Consider the following 23,740-nt stretch of genomic DNA (forward strand, 5'->3'; position numbering starts at 1 on the left):
GGCTAGGAGGTCAGGCCGTTAAGAATTTCGACCGCGTGCAGCACTTGTATAGGCAGCTTTTGACGGCGCACGATGCCTTGCAGGTGCATCAGGCACGACATGTCGCCGCCCGTAAGCACCTGGGTGCCATTGCGCAGGTGGTCCTGCACGCGGTCGTGACCCATGCGGCCCGAAATAGCGGCCTCGCTCACGCAAAACGTGCCCCCGAAACCGCAGCACTCGTCGTTGCGGTCGAGCTCGGTGAGCTCGATGCCATCGAGGCCAGCTAGCAGGCGGCGCAGCTGGCCATCGCGCACGGGCGTCATTTCCGATTCGTTGGCCTGATGCAGGCCGCGTTGGCCGTGGCAACTCAGGTGCAGGCCCACTTTGTGGGGGTAGGAGCCGGGTAGCTCCTTGATTTCTAGTACTTGTGTGATGAAATCAATCAGGTCAATGGTTGTGGCGCGCACGTGCTGCACGGCGGGCGTCTGCTCTAGCTTATCAAAGTGCTTCTGCACGTGGTACACGCAGCTACCCGAGGGTACCACCGTATAATCGTAGTCCTGAAACGTCTCTACGAAGTGCTTGTAAATAGGCAGCGCCTCGCGCTCGCAGCCGCTATTGGCTAGGGGCTGGCCACAGCAAGTCTGGGCGGCTGGGAAAGCCGCCTGCACGCCTAGTTTCCTGAGCAGCTGGTAGGTGGCAATGCCGACTTGCGGATAAAACTGGTCAACGTAGCACGGAACGAATAGGGCAACTTTCATAAGGATACATTCAACCTAAAGCGGTGTAGCTGAAAAGCTACTTGAATGACTTTAAAAACCGTTTGTCATTGCGAGCGCAGCGAAGCAATCGTTCCTTCACGCCTAGCCGACGTTCGCTTACGCACAAGGAAAGATTGCTTCGCTGCGCTCGCAATGACAAGTGTTTTAGGGCGTGCGAATAATCAAAATTAGCTAAATAACAACTGCGTCTTCTTCCACGCTTCACCCTGCTCAAGGTGAACTAGAGCACCTAGGGCCGTAGCCTGCGGCACCTCCAGCGTGCGGATTTCCGCTTTTGGGAAGTTCCAGCTCAAGGTTTGCATAAACAGCGGGTTACGGGCGAAGCCGCCATCGACGTAGATGATTTTTTCGCCCTGCCACACCAGCTTCATCGACGCCAGCAAGATGTTAACCAGCCCGTGAATGAGATGTTGGTAGGCATCGTTGGCGGTGCGGAAGCCCGTGATGTTCCACTCGCCGGCCGGGGCGTCGGGTAGGGGGCCGCCGCCGGCCAGGCAGGCGGGCACGAAGCAGGCCGAGGCCTCGTCGTAGGGCCGGGCCAGCACCAGCGAGCGGTAGAAATCAGGCTTTACGTGGAAGTACTGCGCGATGCGCTCGACCTGGTAGTCGTGCTCGCGACCTAGGAAAGCCCGGCCGGCTCGCATGGGCTGGCCGCGCGGCGTGAGGAAGCTCACCACGTCGTGGCGCAGCAGGTCGGGCGTGAGCGGCTGGCTGTTGAAGGGGTTGATAGTCACCCACCACGTGCCCGTGCTCACCAGCATAAACGGCTCATCCACCTCGAGCAAATACGGCATCACGGCTGCCGAACTATCGTGCAAACCGACGCCCACCATAATGCCATCGACCACCGAGGCAATCGAGTCTTTGGTGAGGGGCGCTAGCTTTTCGTCGATGCCCTCGCGCTGCACCCAGTCGTGGTATTGGCCCCGCTCGAAGTCCCAGAGCGCCGTGTGGCAGCCCACGCTGGTATAGTCGCTAAACTTCTCGCCCGTAAGTAAATACGATAAGTATTGCGGTAGGTGCAGCGAGGTGTGCACCTTAGCGTATTGCTCGGGCTTGGCGTGCTTGAGCCAGTAGAGCTGCAAGCCCGAATTGAGCATGCCCAGCTGCGGCGAGCAGGTCGTGGCCGTGAAGTCGGCCGGCGACTCGGCCAGCTCGGCGTAGAAGCGGGCCGCTAGGTCTTCCGGAATGGGCTTCAAGTAGTTATACAGCGGCAGCACGGGCTCGCCATCGGCCCCTAGGTGCACAAAACTGGCGCCGTAGGCCGTGAAGTTGACGCCCTTCACGGTGTAGTGGGGGTGGTGGCGCAGGCGGTGCCAATGGTCCTGCATCCATTGCGTGAGGCGCGGCAGGTGGTCGCAGGGGAAGCCGTCGTCGTCGAGCACGTCGGTACAGACGTGCAGCATCTCGTCAATAATTTGCCGCTCTTCATCGAAGAGTATCAGCTTCTTATTGGTCTTGCCGATGTCAAAAACGGCGTACACAGATTTCTTGGTCGCCATCGCTTACAGGCCGGTAGACAAGCTGAATTTGCCACGCTGCGCGATGAGCTGCGCCCGCACGCCGGCCTCGCGGTAGGCCTTCACCGGGTGCAGGGCGCCGCCGGCCTGGCGGTAGGCCTCGGCCACGAGCGGACGCACGTCGGTGAGGAAGGCGTCGCGCAGAATCTCCTCGGCGCGCACTGTGTCATTGGCTTCCTGGGCTTCTTGCAGGGCAGCGCGGTCTACGAGCAGCGCTTTGGCGTAGGCGCCCAGGATGTTATCGACTGATTGGAGCAAATCTTCGAGCGGGTCCTTGGTGTTGTGGCTGGCGTCTATCATGTAGGCTACGGTGCTGGCGGTCAGGCTCGTATCCTGGTTGGCGTCTACTAGCTCGTTAAAAATCAGGAAGAGCTGGAAGGGCTTGGCGCTGCCGGTCGTCAGGTCGTCGTCGCCGTAGCCCGAGCCGTTGAAGTGGAAGCCCCCTAGGCGGCCCAGCTGACGCAGGCGGCCCACTATCTGCTCGATGTTGGTATTAGGCAAGTGGTGCCCTAGGTCCACGAGCACCTGCGCCTGCTTGCCCAGGCTCTGGCACAGCGTGTACGACGTGCCCCAGTCGGGAATAACCATCGAGTAGAAGTTCGGCTCGTAGGGCTTGTACTCAATGAGCATCGTCCAGTCGGAGGGCAGCGCCTCGTAGACAGTAGCCAGGCTCTCTTGGGTACGCAGGTAGGCGCGGCGCAAGTGACTCTGACCCGGAAAGTTAGAGCCGTCGGCTAGCCATACGGTGTGCACTTTGGCCCCTAGGTCGGTGCCGTAGCGGATGCAGTCAATGTTGTGCTGAATGGCCTGCTCGCGCACGGCGCGGTCGGTGGCGCTCAGCGAGCCAAACTTATAGGTGTGCGCTTGTTCCTTCTGGTCCTGAAAGGTATTCGAGTTCATCGAATCAATCGACAAGCCCTGCTCTTTCAAGAGCTGGTGCAGCCCGGCAATGTCCTGCGGAATATCCCAGGGAATGTGCAGCGAAATGGAGTTCGACGAGCCGTTGAGCTGGTTGAGCAAGCCCACATCACCGATTTTCTCCTCCAGCGAGCGCGGCTCGCCCCCGGCCGGGAAGCGCCCAAAGCGCGTGCCGCCCGTGCCCAGTGCCCAACTCGGAATGGCGACCTGAAACTCAACTAGCTGTAAAATAAGCTGATGCGCATCCTGGCCCCGGCGGGCCAGCAGGTCGGCTAGGTAGTCAAACTGCAAGTGGTGCTCGGCCAGCAGCGGCTGGTTCAGGTCGTGGAGTTGGTCTTCGGTGAGCATGGCGCTAGGGTGGGGAATAAGCTGGTTTTAGAGGATAGCAAATTACCCCGCCCGCCGCGCCCGAACTGTTCTGAACTCTCCTGTATGCGATGGTATACTGAGAATAGCCCGCTTGGTAGAGCTACTGCTAAAGCCCGTTTGTCATTGCGAGCGCAGCGAAGCAATCTTTCCTTTTCGCATGGCAGACGTTCGTCAACGGTGTAAGGAAAGATTGCTTCGCTACGCTCGCAATGACAAACGCCTCTTTGCTGATTCAAACGGCTTCTTCGCAGTACCTAGCTCTGCGCCGTGGGGCGAACTACCAGCTCGCCCACGTCCACATCGGCGGGCTGCTCGATAGCGAAGGCGATGGCCCGCGCAATGGCATCGGGCGAGATGGCCATTTTGTCGCGCGCGGCGATGGTTTGGGCCTTGACTTCGGGGTTAGTCATGCTGTCGGCAAAGTCGGTGTGCACGAAGCCCGGTGAGATAATGGTCACGCGCAGCTTGTCGCCGGCCTCCTGGCGCAGCCCTTCCGAGATGGCGCGCACCGCATTCTTGGTGCCGGCATACACCGATTGCAGCGGTACGATTCGGAGGCCCGAGGTAGAAAGCACGTTTACAAAATGCCCGAATTCCTGCCGCCGAAAAACGGGCAGCGCTGCGGCAATACCGTACAGCACGCCCTTGATGTTGACGTCAATCATGGCTTCCCAATCCTCAACTCGCAACTCGTCAAGAGGGGAAATCAGGCCGATGCCCGCGTTGTTGATGAGCACATCAAGCTTGCCGTAGCGCTCGCAGGCCAGCTGAATGAGCGCCGCGACATCGGTGCGCTTGCTCACATCGGTGCGGGCGTAGACTGCCTCGCCCCCGGCCGCCGTGATGGCGCTGGCGAGCGCTTCCAGGCGGTCGAGCCGCCGTGCTCCGAGCACCACTTTTGCGCCGCGCGCCGCGAGCAGGCGCGCTGTGGCGGCCCCGATGCCGCTGCTGGCCCCCGTGATTACAATGACTTTGCCTTGCACATTCTCCATCTGTTTCTGCCGTTGAGTGAATCAAAAATTGATGTCACAAAGGTCTTGGCAGCAGATGAGGCAGAATTATGCGAATCAAGTAAAAACTTATGAAAGTAACTCCGGCTGCCGGCGGTATTGATGAGGGGGCTGCCCGGTGTTCTTCTTGAAGAAGATGTTGAAATTAGAAGCGTGCTCGAAGCCCAGGCCATAGCCGATTTCGGCGACGCTCCAGTTGCTATGGCGCAGCAACGCCTTGGCTTCTTCCACCAGCTTGCCGGCGATGTGCCCGGTGGTAGTGAGTCCGGTAGTTTCCTTCAGCGCTTTATTTAGATGGTTAGGATGCACTGCCAGCTGCCGAGCAAATTCCTGCGCCGTCTTAAGCGCAAGAGGCTGGTGCGGCGACAGGAGTGGAAATTGCCGTTCGAGCAGCTCTAGAAACAGCGCGCTAATCCGGGCCGCCGAAGTGCCTAGCTGGTGTATCGGCGGCTCCGGCGTTAGCTTGAGCGACTCGTGCAGGATAAGCTGTAAGTAGTTGCGTAGCAAGTCATACTTGTGCACGTATGACGACTGCATCTCGGTCAGGCAGAGCTCAAAGAGGCTGCTTAGTCGGCTCACGACTTCGGGCGGTGGAAACAACACCGGATTGCCGCCCACCCGGAATAGCGGCGAGCCCGCCACGCTGGCCGTTTTAAGTTGCTGCGTGATAAACTCCTCCGTGAATAAGCAGGCGTACCCGGTTTCGGCGCCCGCCGTTCGCTTCCAAGAATACGGAATCAGGGGGTTCACAAAAACCAGGGCGCAGGACTGCACGACTACCCGCTGGTTGCCGTAGGATAAGATGCCTTGCGCGTTGCACAGCAGCTTTATCTTATAGAAATCTCGCCGTACATGCGGAAACGAAACCGGCTGCGCCACCTCCCCAATCCGGTAAATCGCGACTTGCCCCGTGTCGGGGTGCCCGTGCCCATATTGGCGATAATACTCCGCAATAGCTTCGCTTGATTTCATGTAGTAAAGTTATGAAATTCAAGCGAGCGCCTAGGTGGCAATTACAGCGAGCCGCGCCGGATGGTGTAGAACGGGTTGTTCACCTTTACGCGCTTGTTTTCCAGCAGCAGCTGGGCGGCGGTGCGGCCCATTGCCACGAAGTCGGTGGTAATCACCGTCATGTTGAGCAGTTCTTTGAGGGGCGTCTCGTTGAAGGAAATGATGCCGATTTCGCGACCTAGGAGAAAGCTCGTTTGGCGGATTTTCTTGACTAGCTCCACTAGGTCGGTTTCGCGGATGACAACGTAGGCTGTGCCTTCGCTTAGTACCTCGTTCTTAGCGTTTTCGACTACCGAAAACTCCTTGTTGCGGCTGAGGCAGAAGGAGCGGAAGCCCCAGGGCAGCTCCTCGGGGTGGTTGGCGTCGGAGGGCAAGATGAGCACCAGCCGCGAGTACTTGGCCAGCAGGTCCTGGGTGTTGACGAGGGCGTTGAAAATGTCCTTGTCGAAGTCTTGGAATACGCGCAGGCATTCCTGCGGCAACTCGGGCAGGTCTTTGTCGAGCAGTACCAATTCGTGCGCCGGAATGGTATTGATGATGCTGCGGTACAGTGCTTTATCGGTGTCGAGCGTGAAGTGCGGCATGATAACGTAGTAGTTATACTTGCCCAAGCTCTTCTCAATAATCTCCTGAAACAGGTTGACGTTGTAGTGATGAATCTGTAAGTCGACGGTGGCGCGGTCGCCCAGGGCTTCCAGAAAGGCGTAATAGATTTCCTTTTTATAGGAGCTTAACTTATTGAAAATCATGAGGATTTTCAGCTTGTCCGAGTCGCGGGCCTGCACGTAGTAGCCCTTGCCCTGCACCGACGTGATGAAGCCGCGCTCGCGCAGCTCGCGGTAGGCTTTTTCGACGGTGTCGCGGGCCAGGTAGTGCTCGATGCTGAGCTCGCTGATGCTCGGCAGCTGGTCACCGTTTTTGAGCACGCTCCGTTCGATATCCATAATCACCGACTGCACAATCTGCTTGTACTTGGGCGTTTTATCGAGCGGCTTAAGCTGCAAAGTGTACATAGCGCAGAAGAAGAAGGTGGGAAGAGTAGGACATCAAAGCTACTGCAAACCGCCAAAAGGGCCATTTTTACCCAGAAAAATCACACAAACAAAGGCCAGCCGGCCAGCCCAACGCACGAACGTCAGGCCGAGCGCGCTCGGCCTGACGTTCTATAGCTGCTTGGTACCTAGGTGGGCTAGCGCTAGCGCACGAAGGCCATAGCCACGCCACCGTCCACGTTGAGCACGTTGCCGGTGCTCTTGGCCAGTGAGCCATCCACGAACACGAGCACGGCCTTGGCGATGTCCTCGGCCAGTACTTCCTCACCCAGCAGCGTGCGCTTGGCGTAGTGCTGGGGCAGGTCCTCGACCGAGATGCCGTAGGCCTTGGCGCGGCCGGCGGCCCAGTCGCCCTCCCAGATTTTGGAGCCGCGCAGCACGGCGTCGGGGTTCACGGTGTTGACCCGGATTTTGTCGGCGCCGAGCTCGGCGGCGAGCAGGCGGCTCATGTGCAGCTGAGCGGCTTTGGCGGTGCCGTAGGCCACGTTGTTGGGGCCGGCCACGAGGCCGTTCTTGCTGGCAATGTTGATGATATCGCCCCCTAAGCCCTGCTGGCGCTGGATGGCCACGGCCTGCTGGCTCACCAGAAACTGGCCCTTCACGAGCACGTCGTTGAGGATGTCCCAATCGGCCTGGGTGGTCTCGCTCAGCGGCTTGCTGATGCTGAGGCCGGCGCAGTTGACAATGATATCGACGCCGCCGAACTGGAGTACCGTTTGGCGTAGCGACTCGGCGATGGCCTCGGCGTCGAGCACGTCGATGGGTGCGGTGAGGGCGCTGTCCTTGCCGAACTTCTGGCGCAAAGTGGTTTGGGTTTCGTCGAGGCGGTCGCGGTCGGTGGCAACTACGCAGGCGCCGTTTTGGAGCAGTAACTCGCAGATGGCCAGGCCGATGCCGCCGGTGCCGCCCGTGACGTAGGCGATTTTACCCGACAGGCTTTTGGGCTTAGGCATGCGCTGGAGCTTGGCTTCTTCGAGCAGCCAGTACTCGATGTTGAAGGCTTCCTGCTCGGCCAGGCCCTGGTACTCGCTCACGGCCTCAGCGCCGCGCATCACGTTGATGGCGTTGGTGTAAAACTCGGCGGCCACGCGGGCGGTCTGCTTGTCTTTCGAGAAGGAGAACAAGCCCACGCCGGGCCACAGGATAATGACGGGGTTGGCGTCGCGCACGGCGGGCGAGTTGTCGTGCTTGCTGCGCTCGTAGTAGGCCACGTAGGCTTCGCGGTAGGCCGCGAACTCGCCTTCGAGGTAGGTTTTGACGCTGGCCGCGTCGCCTTTCATCGTCTCGGGGTCGAGCACGAGCGGGCGGATTTTGGTGCGCAGAAAGTGGTCGGGGCAGCTGGTGCCTTTGGCGGCGAGGCGCCCTAGGTCGTTGGAATTGACGAATTCCAGTACGCGGGCGTCATCGGTGTAGTGGCCCAGCATGCGGCGCTGGCTGCTGGCTAGGCCCCGCAACACCGGCATGGTGGCGGCGGCCAGGCGGCGGCGCTCGGTGGCGTCGGGGCCATCAGTGAGCTTCACGCCGCCGAAGACGGGGCTTTTTTTGCCGTAATTGGCTTCTAGGTACGCGGCCGCCATCTCAATGACTTCCAGTGTATTGATGTACGAGTCGTAGCTGGTTTCGCCCCAGGTGAACAGCCCGTGGCCACCTAGGATGACGCCGCGCAGATTCGGGTTGTCCTGCACGGTTTTCTCTAGTTGCAAGCCTAGGTCGAAGCCCGGCTTCTGCCACGGCAGCCAGCCCATGGTGTCGCCCCAGATGTCGTGCATAATCTTCTCGCCGTCCTTGCTGGCCGCGATGGCGATGAGCGCATCGGGATGCAGGTGGTCGATGTGCTTGAAGGGCAGCAGGCCGTGCAGCGGGGTGTCGATGCTGGGCGTGGCGCACTTGGGGTCGAAGAGGCAGTACTCAAACAGGCCCACCATTTCGTCTTCGTGGGCCAGGCCGCGGTAGCGCTTCTTGAGCTGGTGCAGCTTCTCGACGTAGAGGTTGGCGCAGCCGGCCTTGGTGAGCGTGCCGATGTCGCCGCCCGAGCCCTTCACCCACATCACCTCGGCGGGCTGGCCGCTCACGGGGTCCGTTTCCTGGATTTTGACCGACGTGTTGCCGCCCGCGTAATTGGTCAGGCGCAGGTCGGCGCCGAGCAAGTTGGAGCGGTACAGGAACAGGGCCACTTCGTCGCCGGCCAGCTCGGCGGCTTTGGCCTCATCCCACAAGTAACTGACGTGCTGGAAAGTGAGCGTAGGGTGCATAGGGAATTCGAAATAAGTGGCCGGACCTCGGCCAGCGCTAATTTGCTACAAAACTGCGCGGCCCCGGCGGCGCCAACCTCCTGCACTCTCCTGCTTGCCAGCAAAAAAGATACGGCTCCTGGTTTCCGGCCAGCAGTCTATTTTTTCTCAGGAGAGCACAGGAGAGTTCGGCCCTAGGTGGCGCGCAGCTTTGTCCACATTCTTACCCATATTCCCACCCACCCATGGCCATTATCTTGGGCGTCATTTTGCACGCGCTTGGGGGCTTCGCTTCCGGCAGTTTCTATTTGCCTTACAAGAAAATTAAAGGCTGGTCTTGGGAAAGCTACTGGCTGGTGGGCGGCCTGGTCTCGTGGCTGGTGGCGCCGTGGATGCTGGGCTACCTCACGGTGCCGCACCTGCTCGAGGTGCTGCATCAGGCGCCGAGCTCCACCATTGCCTGGGCGTATTTCTGGGGTATTTTGTGGGGCACGGGCGGGCTCACGTTTGGCTTGGCCATGCGCTACCTAGGGCTGAGTTTGGGCATGGCAGTCACGCTGGGGCTGTGCGCGGTGTTTGGCACGCTGGTGCCCCCCATCTATGAGGGTAAGATGGGCGAGCTGATGGCCACCTCGTCGGGCCGGTTCATCTTGCTGGGGTTGGGCGTATGCGTGCTGGGTATCCTTATTTGCGGCCGGGCGGGCCTGCTGAAAGAGAAAACGCTGACCACCGCGCAAAAGCAGGCTACCGTCGCGGAATTCGACCTTCGTAAGGGCCTGATGGTCGCCGTGTTTTCGGGTATTATGAGCGCCTGCTTCTCGTTTGGACTCACGGCTGGGCAGCCCATCGCTAAGCTGGCCGAGGCCAACGGCACCAACCCGCTGTTTGTGAACAACGCCATTCTGGTGGTCATCCTGGCCGGCGGCCTCACCACCAATGCGCTGTGGTGCATCTACTTGAACATTAAGAACAAGACCTACACCGACTACCTCAACCCCACGATGCCGGCGCTGCGCAACGTCATTTTCTGCGCGTTGGCGGGCACCACTTGGTATTTCCAGTTCTTCTTCTACGGCATGGGCGACAGCCAAATGGGCGCCTACCGCTTCTCGGGCTGGACGCTGCACATGGCCTTCATCATCGCCTTTAGCAGCATGTGGGGCCTGCTGCTGCACGAGTGGCGCGGGGCTAATAAGCTGACCATGCGCACGGTACAATTCGGTATTCTGGCCGTAGTGCTCTCTACAGTAGTCGTGGGCTACGGCAACTACCTAGGGTCGGAAAAGCCCGCAGCAGCTAAAACCGAGCAGCCGGCGAAAACGGTGGCGGCTGAGTAATTCTACTCGCCGGGCGTGGGACCTCACCCCCTAGCCCCCTCTCCTTGGGAGAGGGGGGACTAGCCCTAGCTCTAGTCTCTTAATCTGAGAACTAAGGCTAAAAACTAATTCCCCCTCTCCCTAAGGAGAGGGGGCTAGGGGGTGAGGTTCACGCTCGGCGAGTCAAACAACTCTTATGAATAAACTCCGCCTCCTGCTAGCGCTCGGCATGCTGCTAAGCCTCAGCGCCTTCCTATCCAAGTCGGCGCCTGCCCCCACACTCTACCTCATCGGCGACTCGACGGTGCGCAATACCGGCACGGGCCAGCAGGGCTGGGGCACGGCGCTGCCCGCTTACTTCGACACCACGCGGCTGCATATTGTAAATAATGCGATGGCCGGGCGCAGCACGCGCACGTTCATCTCGGAGGGGCGCTGGGAGAAGACTATTGCGGCCATCAAGCCGGGCGACTTCCTGCTGATGCAGTTTGGGCACAACGAGGGCAGTGCGCCCGACACCACCAAGGCCGGTCGCCGGGGCGTGCTGCGCGGTACCGGTCCCGAAACCAAAGCCCTCGTGTGGCCCGACGGCCACCCCGAGACGGTGAACACCTACGGCTGGTACCTGCGCAAATTCATCCGCGAGGCCAAGGCCAAAGGTGCCACGCCGGTGGTCTGCTCCATGATTCCGCGCAACGAGTGGAAGGACGGCAAAGTGCAGCGCGCCGACCAGGACTTCGGTAAGTGGGCCGCCGAAGTGGCCCAGCAGGAAGGCGTCGCCTTCATCGACCTCAACGACCGCACGGCCCGCAAATACGAAAAGCTAGGCCCCGACGAGGTCAAGAAATTCTTCCCCGGCGACCACACCCACACCAACCCGGCCGGGGCGCAGCTCAACGCCGAGTCGGTAGCCGATGGCATCCGGGCCGATAAGAAGCTGGCGCTGCGCAAGTACCTGCGGCCGGCCAGCTAGTAGGTCTTTATATCTTACTCACGCCAAAGTCGTCTGTCCTTGCGAGCGTAGCGGAGCAACCACATCTGAACGGCTCGTTGTGGTGCGATTGCTTCGCTGCGCTCGCAAGGGCAAACGACTTTGGTCTGCAGCTTACAGTATGAGTATAAAAAACGAGCTTTTGCTAGGTGCAGCCCTGCTGGGCTGGGCGGCTAGTGCGGCTGCCCAGCCGGGCGAGCCGACATTTAAATTCGACTTCGGGCCCGGCCGGGCGGCGGCGGGCTACCGGCCCGTGCTGCCCACGGCGAGCTACACTAAGGAAGCGGGCTATGGCTTCGATTTCGGCACCACCGCAACGGGCGTGGACCGTGGCGGCAAAGACGCGCTACGCGGCGACTTCGTGACCAGCGCGCAGCCCTTCTACTTCTCGGTAGCTGTGCCCGAGGGCAACTACAACGTGACCCTGACCCTAGGTGACCTGAAGGGCACATCGACCAACTTTATCAAGGCCGAGTCGCGCCGGCTGCTGCTCGAAACCACGGCCACGCGGCCGGGCCAGTTCATCACGCAGACCTGGACCATCAACGTCAAAAACCGCCATATTGCCGGCGGGGGCGAGGTCAGCCTCAAGCCCCGCGAGCTGTCCAAGCTGGACTGGGACGATAAGCTGACGCTGGAGTTTGACGGCGCGCCCACGGCGCTGGTAGCGCTCGAAATAACGCCGGCCCCGCAGGCCGCTACCGTTTTTCTGGCCGGCAACTCGACCGTGGTAAACCAGGACGACGAGCCCTGGGCAGCCTGGGGCCAGATGCTGCCGCGCTTCTTCGGGCCCGGCGTGGCAGTGGCCAACCACGCCGAATCGGGTCTGAGCTTGGCCAGCTTCCTAGGGTCGCACCGGCTGGAAAAGGTGCTCAGCGTGATGAAGCCCGGCGACTACCTTTTCATCGAATTTGGGCACAACGACCAGAAGGAGAAAGGGCCGAATGACGGCCCGTTTCTGGCGTACACCGAGCGGCTGAAGCTGTACGTGGCGGAGGCGCGCAAGCGGGGCAGCATTCCCGTTTTGGTGACGTCGACTAGCCGGCGCTCGTTTGGGGCCGGGGGCAAGATTGAGAACAGCCTAGGGGACTTTCCGGCCGCCGTGCGCCAGGTAGCCCAGCAGGAAAATGTGCCCCTCATCGACCTCAACGCCATGACTACCAAGCTCTACGAGGCGATGGGGGAGGAGGAATCGAAAAAAGCATTTGTGCACTACCCCGCCAATAGCTACCCCGGCCAGCCCGCGCCGCTGGCCGACAACACTCACTTCAACCCCTACGGCGCCTACGAGATAGCCCGCTGCGTAGTGGAAGGGATGAAAACGGCCAAGCTGGACCTAGTGAAATACTTGCGTTCCGGCCCGCCGCCCTTCGACCCGGCCCACCCCGACCCGCTAGCGGCGTGGCGCTGGCCCGCAAGCCCCCGCAGCGCCGTGACGAAGCCGGATGGCAATTGAGTGTAAAGCTGACTTGACCTAGGCAGGAGAGTGCGGGAAGCCCCCGAGAGTAGCCCGTTCGTACTTGCCGGCGCAAGTCGCTTTTGTAAGCTCTTGCCCGCTACTCTGCTTTCCAAACCGCACTCTGCCTGGCTCATGCCCACCCAGCAAACCTCATTTCGTTCTTGGCCGCTCTTAGCTGCTTTAGTAGTGCTCAGCGGCTGGCTGCTGAGCAGCGCCCCGGCCCCCCGGCCCACGCTCTACCTCATCGGCGACTCGACGGTGAAGAACGGCCAGGGCCGGGGCGACGGCGGCCTCTGGGGCTGGGGCAATTACCTGCCCGCGGCCTTCGACACGGTGCGCCTGCGGGTGGAGAACGATGCCCGCGGTGGCACCAGCACCCGCACCTTCCGCACCCAGGGTTTATGGGAGAAAGTGCGCGTTAAAATCCGGCCCGGCGACTACGTGCTGATGCAGTTTGGGCATAACGACAGCAGTCCGCTCACCGACTCGACGCGGGCGCGCGGCACTATCCGCAGCAATGGCGACGAAAGCCAGGAGGTGTACAATTACCTCACCAAGCAAAAGGAAGTGGTGCACAGCTACGGCTGGTACCTGCGTCAGTACATCGGCGAGGCGCAGCACCTAGGCGCTACCGTCATCGTGTGCTCGCCCATTCCGCGCAACGAGTGGGCCGGCGGCAAAGTCAAGCGCAACCGCGCCGACTACGGCCAGTGGGCCGCCGAAGCCGCCCGCCAGGGCCACGCCACCTTTATCGACCTCAACCAGCTTATCGCCGACCGCTACGACCAGGCCGGCGAAGCCACCGTGCGCAGCACGTATTTCAACGCCACCGACCACACCCACACCATCGAGGCCGGCGCCCGCCTCAATGCCGAGCTGGTGGCCCAGGGCATTCGCCAGGCAAAAGGTCTGAATCTGAAGAAGTACCTGCGAGGGCTGGCAAGTAACTAGTGCACGGCCAATGACCTAGGTGGGCCTTGGGGTTGCCCAGGCCACCTAGGTCATTGCCGGGGCTCACCACGGGCAGGTGGCCGGGGCCGGAAAGTATTCTTCGCTGAAATACTTGCCCGTGGGGCCATCCGGGCCCAGCAGCGCGTACTTCACGAGGCGCCGGCCGGCCTCTTCGGTCGTGCTGGTGCCCTGGTGGCCCGTAAAGTCAGTTTTGGTATAGCCTGGGCATACCGCATTCACTTTAAAAGGTGTGTTGCGCAGCTCGTAAGCCAGGTTGACGGTGTACATATTCAGGGCCGTTTTGGAGGCTTGGTACACCGGAAACCGGTAGGCCAAATTCTCGTTGTCGAGGTCGGCGTACAGCGTCAGGGAGGCCATGGCCGTGCTGACGTTGACGATGCGCGGCTGCGGCGATTTCTCCAGCAGGTCGAGAAAGGCCTGCGTGACGCTGGCCACGCCGAATACGTTGGTTTCGAACACGGCCCGGAACTGCTCTGGGGTGGCGTGCCGGGCCGATTGAGACATGCCGCCCGAAATGCCGGCGTTGTTGACCAGCACGTCCAAGGCCGGCGTTTTCTCACCAATCGCCGCCCGGGCCGCCCGAACGGAAGCGGGCTGGGTAACGTCTAGCAGCACGGCTTCGAGGTTCGTGAGCCCGGCGGCGTTGAGCTGCGCCACGGCGGCTTGCCCGTTTTCGAGGGTGCGGCTGCCCATGTACACATAGAACCCGTGCTGGGCGAGTAGTTTGGCGACTTCCAGGCCGATGCCCTTATTCGCACCGGTGACCAAGGCTGATTTCATCAGTGAAATTAGTTGTATTTGAGTGGTAAACTAACTGGCATAGCTACGCCGGCCGGCCAATTAGGCCGGGAAAATATTATTGGTAATGAACTGGTTATGGGTAGCCTAGGCGGCTGGCTGGGGCCCCCGCACTTGCCCGGCCAGGGCAGTCGGAGGGTAGCCAAACTGCTTTTTGAAGGCGTAGGAGAAATGCGCCAGGTTCTCGAAGCCTACCTCCAGGTACAGGTCCACGGGTTTTCGTCGTTTCTCGGCCAGCTGGTAGTGCGCCAGCGCCAGTCGGCGCTGCGTGAGCCAGCGCTGGGGGCTCAGCTGAAAGGCTTTTTTAAAATCTCGCTTGAAGGTGGTAAGGCTGCGGCCGGTGAGGTAGCTAAAGGTGGCCAAGGGCACGTTGACCATGTAGTTGGCTTCCATAAACTCGACCAGGTTCAGCTTTCCCGGCTCAGCAAAGTCGGCCAGTACCCCATCGCTGCGCGGGTCGAGGCTACGCAGCACCTCCATAACCTCCGTAATCTTCACCGCCACGAGGCTTTCCGGCAAGCGGTGTTCAAGCTCCAGGTAGGGCACCAGGGAGGCGAAGAGGCTCTGCAACAGCGGGCTTTTCGGAAACAGCAGCAGGCCGCGGCCCGCCGGCTGAGTTGGCGCCGGGGTATGCTTGCTGTAATATGCCCGCACGAGGGCCGTGGGTAGACTCAGGAGCACGGCCCGGTACGCGAGGCCGTCTTTTGGGTACTTGAGCAGGGTTGCGGGTTGGTTGTGGGGCAGCAGTACCGTATCGCCCGCGCCGCAGTAGTGCGTGCGGTTGGCTTGCACCACTTTCAGCTCGCCGGCGAGCACGCTCACGAGCACGCTGTCGGCGAATGTTTTCTCGTTTCCGTAGCGCTGGTCGCCGCTGCAAACGGCTACTAGGTCCGCGTGGCGGTTTAGCTGCTTAACGTTCATGGCAGATTGCGGGTAGTTGCTTGCTAGGTAGTTGGCGGCAGCGGGCAGCGCTTATCGACAGCACAAAAGTAGGCCGCCTCACCCTGGGGCACTTTGCTCAAAAGGCCGAAGTTGCTTTGCTTAGCGGGCCACCTAGGCTAGCGACGCCACCCCGCCCACCCGCACAGTGCAGGAGAGTAGCGGGCAGGAGCAGGGCCACCTTAGGGCTGCTTTCCATCTGCCCTATGCCCACCCGCCGCACCTTCCTCACTACCCTAGCCCTGGCGCCGCTGGCCCGCGCCTGGGCCGGCTTTGCCGCCGCGCCGCCCAGTGCCTACCCGCGGCGCGACTTTGCCAAAATCAGCCGGCACCTGCGGCCGGTGGGGCGGGTGCTGGAGCTGCCCGGCTACTACGTGTGGTGCAGCTCGCCCATATACGGGCCCGATGGCCGGGTGCACGTCTTTTTCTCGCGCTGGGATGCCAAAAAGGGGATGGGCGGCTGGCTGAATGGCTCCGAAATAGTGCGCGCCGTGGCCGACCGCCCCGAGGGCCCTTACGCCGTGCAGGAGACCGTATTGGCACCTAGGGGCCCCGGCTACTGGGACGCCACCACCTGCCACAACCCCAGCATTCAGCTGGTAGATGGCCAGTACTGCCTGTTTTTCATGGGCAACTCCAACGGCAAAACCGACACCAAGCGCATTGGCCTGGCCACCGCGCCCGCCCTCGAAGGCCCCTGGACGCGCCCCGACCAGCCCCTGCTATTGCCCGGCCCCGCCGGCGCCTGGGACGACCACTGCACCACCAACCCCGCCTTTGTCAAGCACCCCAGCGGCCAGTACTGGCTTTACTACAAGTCGTGGAACACCGCCGAGTACGAAGCCGCTAAGGGCCAGCCCATCCGGGGCAACCGCAAGTACGGCCTGGCCGTGGCCGAGCACCTAGGTGGGCCCTATCTGAAATACGCCGGTAACCCGGTCATCGACTTCTCGGGCCAGGGCCAGAACCGGCAGTTTGAAGACGCCTATGTGTGGCGGCAGCACGGCCGGTTCAAACTGCTGGCCCGCGACATGGGCGTGTACAGCCAGGACGTGGGCCTCTACCTAGAGTCGGTTGATGGCAAAACCTGGACCTTTCCCAAAATCGCTTTCCTGCCGCTGGCCGACTACGGCGTGGTGCAGCCACCCGCCCCGAGCAATCTCAAGCGCTACGGCCGGCTGGAGCGGCCCCAACTGCTGCTGCGCAACGGCCAGCCCGCGTACTTGTTCGGCGCCTCGCAGGGTGGGGCGGCGGGCACGGCCTCGGCGTTTGTGCTGCGCATCAGCTAGCGCGGAGTCCTAGGGTACTGGCAGGGCTCAAAAATTAGCCCGGCCAGTACTCTACAGGAGAGTAGCGGCGAAACAAGCGGGTAATATTGGTCACTAAAAGGTGAGTTTTTCATCACTCACTCGCCCATTCTGTCTTTATAAACCCACCCTCTACCCATGATACAACGATACACTTGGCCCCGTCGTCGGCTGCTAGTGTGCTGCCTGCCGGCGCTGCTGGCGGGCGTGGCGCCGGTGGCCGCGTTGGCCCACTCCACCTTCCCCCGCGCCGTGGCCGAATGGCCGATAACCGGCCGCATCACCTCGGCCAACGGCGAAGGCCTGCCCGGCGTGACGGTAGTGCTCAAGGGCACCACTCGCGGCACCACCTCGGGCCCCGATGGCAGCTTCTCGCTGAACGCGCCCGACAAGGCGGGCACGCTGATATTTAGCTTCGTGGGCTACAGCACCCAGGAACACAACTTCACGGGGCCGGGCGCCATCAACGTGAAGCTGAACGAGGACTCGAAGAGCCTCGACGACGTGGTGGTGGTGGGCTACGGCACCCAAAAGCGCGGCGACATCACCGGCGCCATCGCCACCTTCAACGCGGAAAAGCTGGAGGAGCGCCCCATCACCCGCGTTGACCAGGCGCTGGTGGGCCAGTTGGCGGGCGTGCAGGTGCAGCAGACGTCGGGTATTCCGGGCCGCGCCTTCTCGGTGCGGGTGCGGGGCGCGGGCTCCATCACGGCGGGCAGCGAGCCGTTGTACGTGATTGACGGCTTCCCGCTCGACCAGGCCGCGCCCAACGGCGGCGGGCGCTACAGCACCGGCAATCCGCTCGACAACATCAACCCCAATGATATTGAGAACATTGAGGTGCTGAAAGACGCCGCCGCCGCCGCCATCTACGGCTCGCGGGCGGCCAACGGCGTGGTGCTCATCACCACCAAGCGCGGCAAGAGCGGCAAGGCCCAAATCAGCGTCAATGCCTTCGCGGGCATTTCGCGGGCCGCTAAAAAGCTCGACCTGCTGAGCGGCGACGAGTGGGCCTCGCGGGCCACCGAGATTATCAACGGCAACTGGGTGCGCTCGGCGGCCGGCCGCACGGCCAGCCAAACCACCGCGCAGCGCCGCGCCATCCTGGGCCTCACCGGCAATAACGTGAACCCCGACCTGATGCTCGACGACCGCTGGGCGCAGGAGGGCCACCCCGGCTTGCAGTACATCGACTGGCAGGACCAGCTGTACCGCACCGGGGGCACCCAGAACTACCAGGTGAGCGCGGCCGGCTCGACGCCCAACGTCAACTACTACGTATCGGGCAACTACAACCGGCAGCAGGGCTTCGCCATCGGCACCGACTACCGGCGCTACTCGGCCCGTGCCAACGTGGAAGTGAAGGCCAACGACAAGTTTAAGTTTGGCCTGAATCTGACGCCGACCTACTCCATCTCCGTGGACCCCGGCATCGAGGGCAAGGACAACCGCTTTCACCAGTTGCTTTCCGAAACGCCCATCGTGGAAGATACGGCCGGCGTGAACACGTCCTACGGCAAAAACGAGCCCTACCGCTGGGGCGTGTCCACGAACAGCCCCATCTCCGTTATCAAGGCGTATCAGGGCGATAGCCGCACGTTTCGGACCCTAGGCACGGCCTACGCCGAGTACGAGCCCGTGACCGGCCTGCGCCTGCGCTCGACGCTGAACCTCGACAACAGCGACGTGACCTCCAAGTCGTTTGCGCCGCCCCCCCGCACCCTCACCACCTCGCTGGCCACGGGCTCCTACAGCGCCTACCACCGCCGCACCTTCACCAACGAAAACACCGCTACCTACAGCAAAGTGGTGGGCAAGAGCGACTTTACGGTGCTGCTGGGCCAGTCGTACAACTTCTCGAAGCTCGAAAATGACGCGAGCCTGTCCTCCTCGGGCGGCTACATCAACAACAACGTCACCACCCTGAACGGGGCCGCGGCCATCATCGTGTCGTCGGCCAATACGGAGGCGCAAAACGTGCTGCTCTCGTACTTCGGCCGCTTGCAGTACTCGTTCGATGGCAAGTACTTGCTCTCGGCCAGCATCCGGCGCGACGGCTCGTCGCGCTTCGGGGCCGAGAACCGCTCGGGCATCTTCCCGGCCGTGTCGGCGGGCTGGCGCATCTCGCAAGAGAAGTTTATGGAGCCCATCAACAACACGCTCAGCGACTTGAAGCTGCGGGCCAGCCTCGGCTACTCGGGCAACAACAACATCGGCGACTACAGCAGCATTGCCACGCTGGGCTTTTACAACTACACCTTCGGCGGCAACGCCGGCGTGCAATCGACTGGCCAGGCGCCCAACCGCGCCGCCAACGAGCTGCTGAAGTGGGAGCGCAACCGCACCGTGGACGTGGGCCTGGATTTTGGCTTGTTCCAGAACCGCATTACGGCCTCGGCCGATTACTACACCAAAACCAGCCAGGACCTGCTGCTAAACGTGCCGGTGCCTTCGGGCTCGGGCTACACCAACTACCTCACCAACATCGGCGAGGTGCAGAACAAGGGCTGGGAATTGGAAGTATCGTCGCGCAACCTGCAAGGCGCTTTCTCCTGGACTACTTCGCTCAACCTGAGCCACAACGAGAATAAAGTAGTGCACCTAGGGCCCGGCGATGCCACCATCGAAGTGCCCAACGGCCTCGACACGCCCAGCAACATTCTGCAAGTGGGCCTGCCCATCTACAGCTTCTTCGTGGTAAAGCAGATTGGTATTCTCAGCCAGTCTGACATCGACGGTAGGGTGGCCCGCTTCGGCGCCCAAACCGCCGGCGACCCCCGCTACGAAGACTACAACGGCGACGGCGTAATCGACAGCAAAGACCGCCAGGTAGTAGGCCAGCCCAACCCTAAGTACACCTGGGGCATCACCAACACCATGCGCTACAAAGGCTTCGACCTCAGCTTCTTGGTGCAGGGCCAGAACGGCGGCAAAATCTACTCGACCCTAGGCCGCGCCATCGACCGCACCAGCGTGGGCTACAAGGAAAACGCCCTAGGGCGCGTGCGCGACCGCTGGTTCTCGGCCGAAGACCCCGGCGACGGCGTGAAGGGCAAAGCCACCGGCAGCTTCGGCTTCATCCGCAACACCGACTGGCTGTACTCGTCCGATTATTTCCGGGTGCGCACCATCACGCTGGGCTACGACCTAGGGCGCGTCATTAACAAGCGCGTGGCGCAAGGCGCCCGCCTCTACGTGACGGCCGAAAACTTCTTCGGCCACGACAAGTACTACGGCGGCCTGAACCCCGACGCCGTGAACACCAGCAACACCGGCAACTTCGTGTCGGGCTCCGACTACGGCGGGCTGCCGCTGGCTAAGTCGCTGGTGCTGGGCCTCAACCTCTCTTTCTAGAATTCCCCATGAAGCGTTTATTCTTACTCATCACGGCCGCGTGCAGCCTCGCGCTGGGCGGCTGCGAAAAGGACCTCGACCAGGTGCCCATCTCCAACGGGTCGGTAGACACGTTTTACAGAACCGCGACCGACTTCGACCAGGCCATGTCGGCCGTGTACAACACCCTGCGCGGCTACCCCGACCGGGAAGTGATTTTGTCGGAAGCGCGCTCGGATAACATGTATGCCATCAGCGCTATCGGCTCGCGCGATTGGGACCCCATTAACAACTTCTCGGCCTCGCTGCTGGTCATTAACCCCTACGTCGCCGACGCCTGGACTTCGGACTACCTGACCATTTTCCGGGCCAATACCCTGCTCGACCAGCTGGCCGCCAATGGCGCCGTCACGGGCTCGCTGCGCACTCGCTACGAGGGCGAGGCGAAGTTTCTACGGGCCTTCATGTATCTCGACCTGGTGCGGAAGTTTGGCAAGGTGCCGCTGCTTGACAAAGCCCTTAGCCCGCAGGAAGTGGCCGCCACGCCGCGCAGCGAAGTAACCAAGGTGTACGAGCTCATCCTGAGTGACTTGCAAACGGCCGTGGCCAACCTGCCCGCCACCTACACGGCCGCCAACCTGGGCCGGCCCACCAAGTACGCCGCCGAAGGCCTGCTGGCGCTCACCTACCTCACCCGCTCGGGCCCCACCTACGGTATCAACGGCCCCGGCCTGGCCAGCAACGAGTACGACAAGGCGCTGCCGCTGCTCAACGACATCATCGGCAGCGGGCGTTTCTCGGTGCTGCCGAATTATAACAACGTGTTCGCGTACAACAACGAGAACAACGCCGAAGTAGTGTTTGATATTCAGTACGTTTCGAACGTGTCGCTGGGCCTGGGCGGCTCGTTCCCCAACGTCGTAATTCCGGATACCTACTACACTCTGAATGGCCTGACGTTCACGGCCGGCTCGGTCGAAATTAAGCCCTGCTCCAACGACCTGGTCAACACCTCCTACGCGGCCACCGACACCCGGAAGGCGTTCAACATCCAGACGGGCTACACCTACATGGGCATCACCGAAACCCGCTCGTTTTACAAGAAGTATTTCAGCGCCACCGGCCGCGGTACGGGCCGGGGCGACTGGCCCATCAACTTCATCGTGATGCGCTACGCCGACATTCTGATGATGAAGGCCGAATGCCAGGTGCGCGGCATCGGCGGCTCGGCCACCGACGCGGCCGCTCTGCTCACGCCCATCCGCACGCGCGCCGCCCAGCCCGCCTTCACCACCCTCACCCTACCCACCCTCATGGAGGAGCGCCGCCGCGAGTTTGCCGGCGAAAACCTGCGCTGGAACGACCTCGTGCGCTCGGGCCTGGCCCTGGACGTGATGAACGCCTGGGTGCCCAAAGACGACGTGAGCAACAAAATCACCCGCCCCATCACGGCCAACCTGCTGCTCTACCCCGTGCCCCAAAACGAACTCAGCGCCGCCCCCGGCCTCTACGACCAGAACGCGGGCTACTAGTCTGGCACCTCAGCCTATAACAAAAGCGGCCGCCCTACCTAGGGCGGCCGCTTTTGTTTATCCTCGTCAGGCAGTGGGGTGCGGGGCTTGCCCCCGCCCGGCGTTGTTGCGCTAGTCGACTACTTAGCAACGCCGGGCGGGGCAAGCCCCGCACCCTACCCCTTTTTGCACAAAGCGTCTGTTACCCCACGTGCAGCACCAGCCACACCACGCCCATGCACTTGAGTGTGAGGCGCAAATGCCGCAGCGCCGTAGTGAGCTGGTTCTCCACTGAGCGGCGCGAGATGTGCAGGCGCTCGGCAATCTCATCGTTGGAAAAGTGCTGCATGCGGCTGAGCAGGAAGATTTCCTGGCAGCGCTGGGGCAGCTGGCCGAGGGCGGTGGCCAGGCGCTGCTCCAGGTCGAGGCCCAGCAGCTGGGTTTCGCCGTGGTTGTAGTCAGCAGCGGTGCTCAGGGTGTCGAGGGCGTCGGCGTAGCGCAGCGGGCTGGTGCTAAGGGCCCGCTGGTGGCGCGCCGCCTGGTAGCGCACGGCCGCCCCTAGGTAGGCCGGGAAGGCCTGAATCTGCAAGCGCGCCCGCTCGGTCCAGAGCGTCAGGAAGATGTCGTGCACGATTTCCTCGCAGGCCTCGCGGTCGGGCAGGCGGTCGTAGGCGGCCGTGAACAGGCGCCGCCAGTATCGCTCGTAGAGCGTCGCGAAGGCCGACGTATCATCGGCCTGAATGGCTTCCCACAAAGCAGCATCCGGAATGGGCATGACGGGCGAGGGCGGGGGTGAGCCGGAAACCGAGCCTGGCCGCTAAAAAACGAACAACTCGGTTCTCTAAATATAAAGCTGACAAGTAAAAATTAGACGCTGCAAATTACTGAGTTAGGGGCTTGTGAAAAAATAATTACCTTTTCTTTACCTCAAGTGTGTGTGTTGGGGGCCGAAAACTACTCTTTCTAGGTAGACGCGCCGCCCCATGACCGAGGAAGCCTACCTAGACCTGTACGAAAAGCACCAAGCCGGCACGGCCACGCCCGCCGAGCGGGCCCGCTTTGAAGCGTACCTAGGGGCCGCCGACCTGCCCGACCTGCCTTGGCAGGAGGTCGAGCACGGTGACGAAGCGGCTACGCAAGCCGCTATCTTCCAGCGCCTGCGCCGGAGTGGCGTGCCCGCACCCGCCCGCCGGCGGCGCCCGTCGTGGGCCGCGCTACTGGCTTTTGTGGTGTTGCTGGTGGCTGGGGTAGGGGGGTATTGGAACTGGCAGCACCGCGCGGCGCCCGCTGTGGTGCGGCGGCCCGCCGCCCGCCCGGCCGCGCCGGTGGCCCTGCGCCCCGGCCGCAACCAGGCCGTGCTTACGCTGGCCGATGGCTCGACCGTGCTGCTCGACCAAGCCCACCTAGGTATGCTGGCCCGGCAGGGCGGCAGCCAGGTGCAAAAAACGGCTGATGGCCAGCTGAGTTACGCGGCTGGCACCCTCGCCGCTAACCAGCCCCTGCTCTATAACACGGTGGCCACCCCGCGCGGTGGCCAGTACCAGCTCACCCTGCCCGATGGCAGCCAGGTGTGGCTGAATGCGGCCTCGTCGCTGCGTTTCCCAGTAGCCTTTACTGGGGCCGAGCGGCGCGTGGAGCTGACCGGAGAAGCGTATTTTGAAGTGGCCAAGGATGCCCGGCATCCTTTTAAAGTAGCCGCCCGCGGCACCGAGATTACGGTCCTAGGTACCCATTTCAACGTGCAGGCCTACGACGACGAGCCCGCCCTGGCCGCCACGCTGCTCGAAGGCGCCGTGCGCCTGAACCTGGGCGCGCAGCAGGCGCTGCTGCGGCCGGGCCAGCAGGCGCGGCCCCGGCCCGATGGCACCATCCAGGTGCGGGAGGTGGATGTGCAGCACGCCGTGGCCTGGAAAAACGGCTACTTCGTGTTCAACGACGAGCCCATCGAGGCCATTATGCGCCAAGTGAGCCGTTGGTACGATGTGGACGTGCGATGTCCAAGCACGCTGACCAACAAGGATTTTAACGGGAAAATATCCCGCTACAAAGACGCGGCCGACGTGCTGCGCGTGCTCGAGCTAACCGGCGCCGTGCACTTTATCACCGAGGGCCGCCGCATCACGGTGCAGCCCTAGGTAGCGCTCTACCTACCCCTTTCCCACCCTCGTTTGCCCGCCGCCCTACCTAGGGCCGGGTTGCGCCTGGTTTCCGCCAGGGCGCAGCTGATTCTTGCTATCCT

18 protein-coding genes are annotated in these 23,740 nt (G+C 62.0%); 8 read left to right on the forward strand and 10 right to left on the reverse strand.

Annotated features, from left to right (window positions below):
• Positions 1 to 2: 2 nt before the first annotated feature.
• The 7 genes from ACFSDX_RS22540 to ACFSDX_RS22570 form a co-directional block, all read right to left on the reverse strand.
• Positions 3 to 743, reverse strand: a complete 741-nt coding sequence (locus ACFSDX_RS22540; RefSeq protein ID WP_382317728.1) for a (Fe-S)-binding protein — start codon at positions 741 to 743, stop codon at positions 3 to 5.
• Positions 744 to 931: 188 nt separating this feature from the next.
• Positions 932 to 2,248, reverse strand: coding sequence for an FGGY-family carbohydrate kinase (locus tag ACFSDX_RS22545; protein ID WP_382317730.1), 1,317 nt, complete (start codon positions 2,246 to 2,248; stop codon positions 932 to 934).
• Positions 2,249 to 2,269: 21 nt separating this feature from the next.
• The gene (locus tag ACFSDX_RS22550) at positions 2,270 to 3,550 is read right to left on the reverse strand and encodes a sugar isomerase (protein ID WP_382317731.1); all 1,281 of its coding nucleotides are present in this window, start codon (positions 3,548 to 3,550) and stop codon (positions 2,270 to 2,272) included.
• Positions 3,551 to 3,825: 275 nt separating this feature from the next.
• The gene (locus ACFSDX_RS22555; RefSeq protein WP_382317733.1) at positions 3,826 to 4,563 is read right to left on the reverse strand and encodes an SDR family oxidoreductase; all 738 of its coding nucleotides are present in this window, start codon (positions 4,561 to 4,563) and stop codon (positions 3,826 to 3,828) included.
• A gap of 87 nt (positions 4,564 to 4,650) precedes the next feature.
• Positions 4,651 to 5,553: a helix-turn-helix domain-containing protein gene (locus ACFSDX_RS22560; protein ID WP_382317735.1), complete on the reverse strand. Its 903-nt coding sequence runs from the start codon at positions 5,551 to 5,553 to the stop codon at positions 4,651 to 4,653.
• Between the two features lie 41 nt (positions 5,554 to 5,594).
• A complete protein-coding gene (locus ACFSDX_RS22565) occupies positions 5,595 to 6,605 on the reverse strand; it encodes a GntR family transcriptional regulator (protein ID WP_382317737.1) in 1,011 nt (336 codons plus the stop codon).
• A gap of 182 nt (positions 6,606 to 6,787) precedes the next feature.
• Entirely contained in the window at positions 6,788 to 8,896 is a 2,109-nt protein-coding gene (locus ACFSDX_RS22570) for a bifunctional aldolase/short-chain dehydrogenase (protein WP_382317739.1), read from the reverse strand.
• A gap of 224 nt (positions 8,897 to 9,120) precedes the next feature.
• On the opposite strand from ACFSDX_RS22570, the gene rhaT reads away from it, so the two are divergent.
• The 4 genes from rhaT (at position 9,121) to ACFSDX_RS22590 (ending at position 13,592) form a co-directional block, all read left to right on the forward strand.
• The gene (gene rhaT, locus ACFSDX_RS22575) at positions 9,121 to 10,212 is read left to right on the forward strand and encodes an L-rhamnose/proton symporter RhaT (RefSeq protein ID WP_382317741.1); all 1,092 of its coding nucleotides are present in this window, start codon (positions 9,121 to 9,123) and stop codon (positions 10,210 to 10,212) included.
• A gap of 175 nt (positions 10,213 to 10,387) precedes the next feature.
• Positions 10,388 to 11,164 (forward strand): rhamnogalacturonan acetylesterase, encoded by a 777-nt coding sequence (locus ACFSDX_RS22580; protein ID WP_382317743.1) that lies wholly within the window; start codon positions 10,388 to 10,390, stop codon positions 11,162 to 11,164.
• A gap of 139 nt (positions 11,165 to 11,303) precedes the next feature.
• Positions 11,304 to 12,638, forward strand: a complete 1,335-nt coding sequence (locus ACFSDX_RS22585; RefSeq protein WP_382317745.1) for a rhamnogalacturonan acetylesterase — start codon at positions 11,304 to 11,306, stop codon at positions 12,636 to 12,638.
• Positions 12,639 to 12,773: 135 nt separating this feature from the next.
• Positions 12,774 to 13,592, forward strand: a complete 819-nt coding sequence (locus ACFSDX_RS22590; protein ID WP_382317747.1) for a rhamnogalacturonan acetylesterase — start codon at positions 12,774 to 12,776, stop codon at positions 13,590 to 13,592.
• A 63-nt stretch (positions 13,593 to 13,655) separates the two neighbouring features.
• Here ACFSDX_RS22590 and ACFSDX_RS22595 read toward each other — a convergent pair whose 3' ends face one another.
• Together ACFSDX_RS22595 and ACFSDX_RS22600 are read right to left on the reverse strand one after the other, a co-directional pair.
• Entirely contained in the window at positions 13,656 to 14,393 is a 738-nt protein-coding gene (locus ACFSDX_RS22595; RefSeq protein ID WP_382317749.1) for an SDR family oxidoreductase, read from the reverse strand.
• Between the two features lie 105 nt (positions 14,394 to 14,498).
• Positions 14,499 to 15,332: a helix-turn-helix domain-containing protein gene (locus ACFSDX_RS22600; RefSeq protein WP_382317751.1), complete on the reverse strand. Its 834-nt coding sequence runs from the start codon at positions 15,330 to 15,332 to the stop codon at positions 14,499 to 14,501.
• A gap of 224 nt (positions 15,333 to 15,556) precedes the next feature.
• On the opposite strand from ACFSDX_RS22600, the gene ACFSDX_RS22605 reads away from it, so the two are divergent.
• The 3 genes from ACFSDX_RS22605 to ACFSDX_RS22615 all read left to right on the forward strand — a co-directional run bounded on the left by ACFSDX_RS22605 (position 15,557) and on the right by ACFSDX_RS22615 (position 21,522).
• Complete coding sequence (locus tag ACFSDX_RS22605; protein ID WP_382317753.1) at positions 15,557 to 16,639, forward strand: glycoside hydrolase family protein; 1,083 nt, start codon at positions 15,557 to 15,559, stop codon at positions 16,637 to 16,639.
• 156 nt (positions 16,640 to 16,795) lie between these two features.
• Positions 16,796 to 20,011 carry a SusC/RagA family TonB-linked outer membrane protein gene (locus ACFSDX_RS22610; protein ID WP_382317755.1) on the forward strand — a complete coding sequence of 1,072 codons (3,216 nt, stop codon included), beginning with the start codon at positions 16,796 to 16,798 and terminating at the stop codon, positions 20,009 to 20,011.
• 8 nt (positions 20,012 to 20,019) lie between these two features.
• Positions 20,020 to 21,522 carry a RagB/SusD family nutrient uptake outer membrane protein gene (locus tag ACFSDX_RS22615; protein ID WP_382317757.1) on the forward strand — a complete coding sequence of 501 codons (1,503 nt, stop codon included), beginning with the start codon at positions 20,020 to 20,022 and terminating at the stop codon, positions 21,520 to 21,522.
• A 181-nt stretch (positions 21,523 to 21,703) separates the two neighbouring features.
• Here the strand turns inward: ACFSDX_RS22615 and ACFSDX_RS22620 are convergent, their stop codons facing one another.
• Complete coding sequence (locus tag ACFSDX_RS22620) at positions 21,704 to 22,276, reverse strand: sigma-70 family RNA polymerase sigma factor (protein ID WP_382317758.1); 573 nt, start codon at positions 22,274 to 22,276, stop codon at positions 21,704 to 21,706.
• 208 nt (positions 22,277 to 22,484) lie between these two features.
• Here ACFSDX_RS22620 and ACFSDX_RS22625 point away from each other — a divergent pair, with 208 nt between their 5' ends.
• On the forward strand, positions 22,485 to 23,636 hold the full coding sequence (locus ACFSDX_RS22625; RefSeq protein ID WP_382317760.1) for a FecR family protein: 1,152 nt from the start codon (positions 22,485 to 22,487) through the stop codon (positions 23,634 to 23,636).
• The last annotated feature ends 104 nt before the right edge of the window (positions 23,637 to 23,740 follow it).

Origin of the sequence: Hymenobacter bucti (assembly GCF_042681145.1) — a bacterium.
In the GTDB taxonomy this organism is placed as follows: domain Bacteria; phylum Bacteroidota; class Bacteroidia; order Cytophagales; family Hymenobacteraceae; genus Hymenobacter; species Hymenobacter bucti.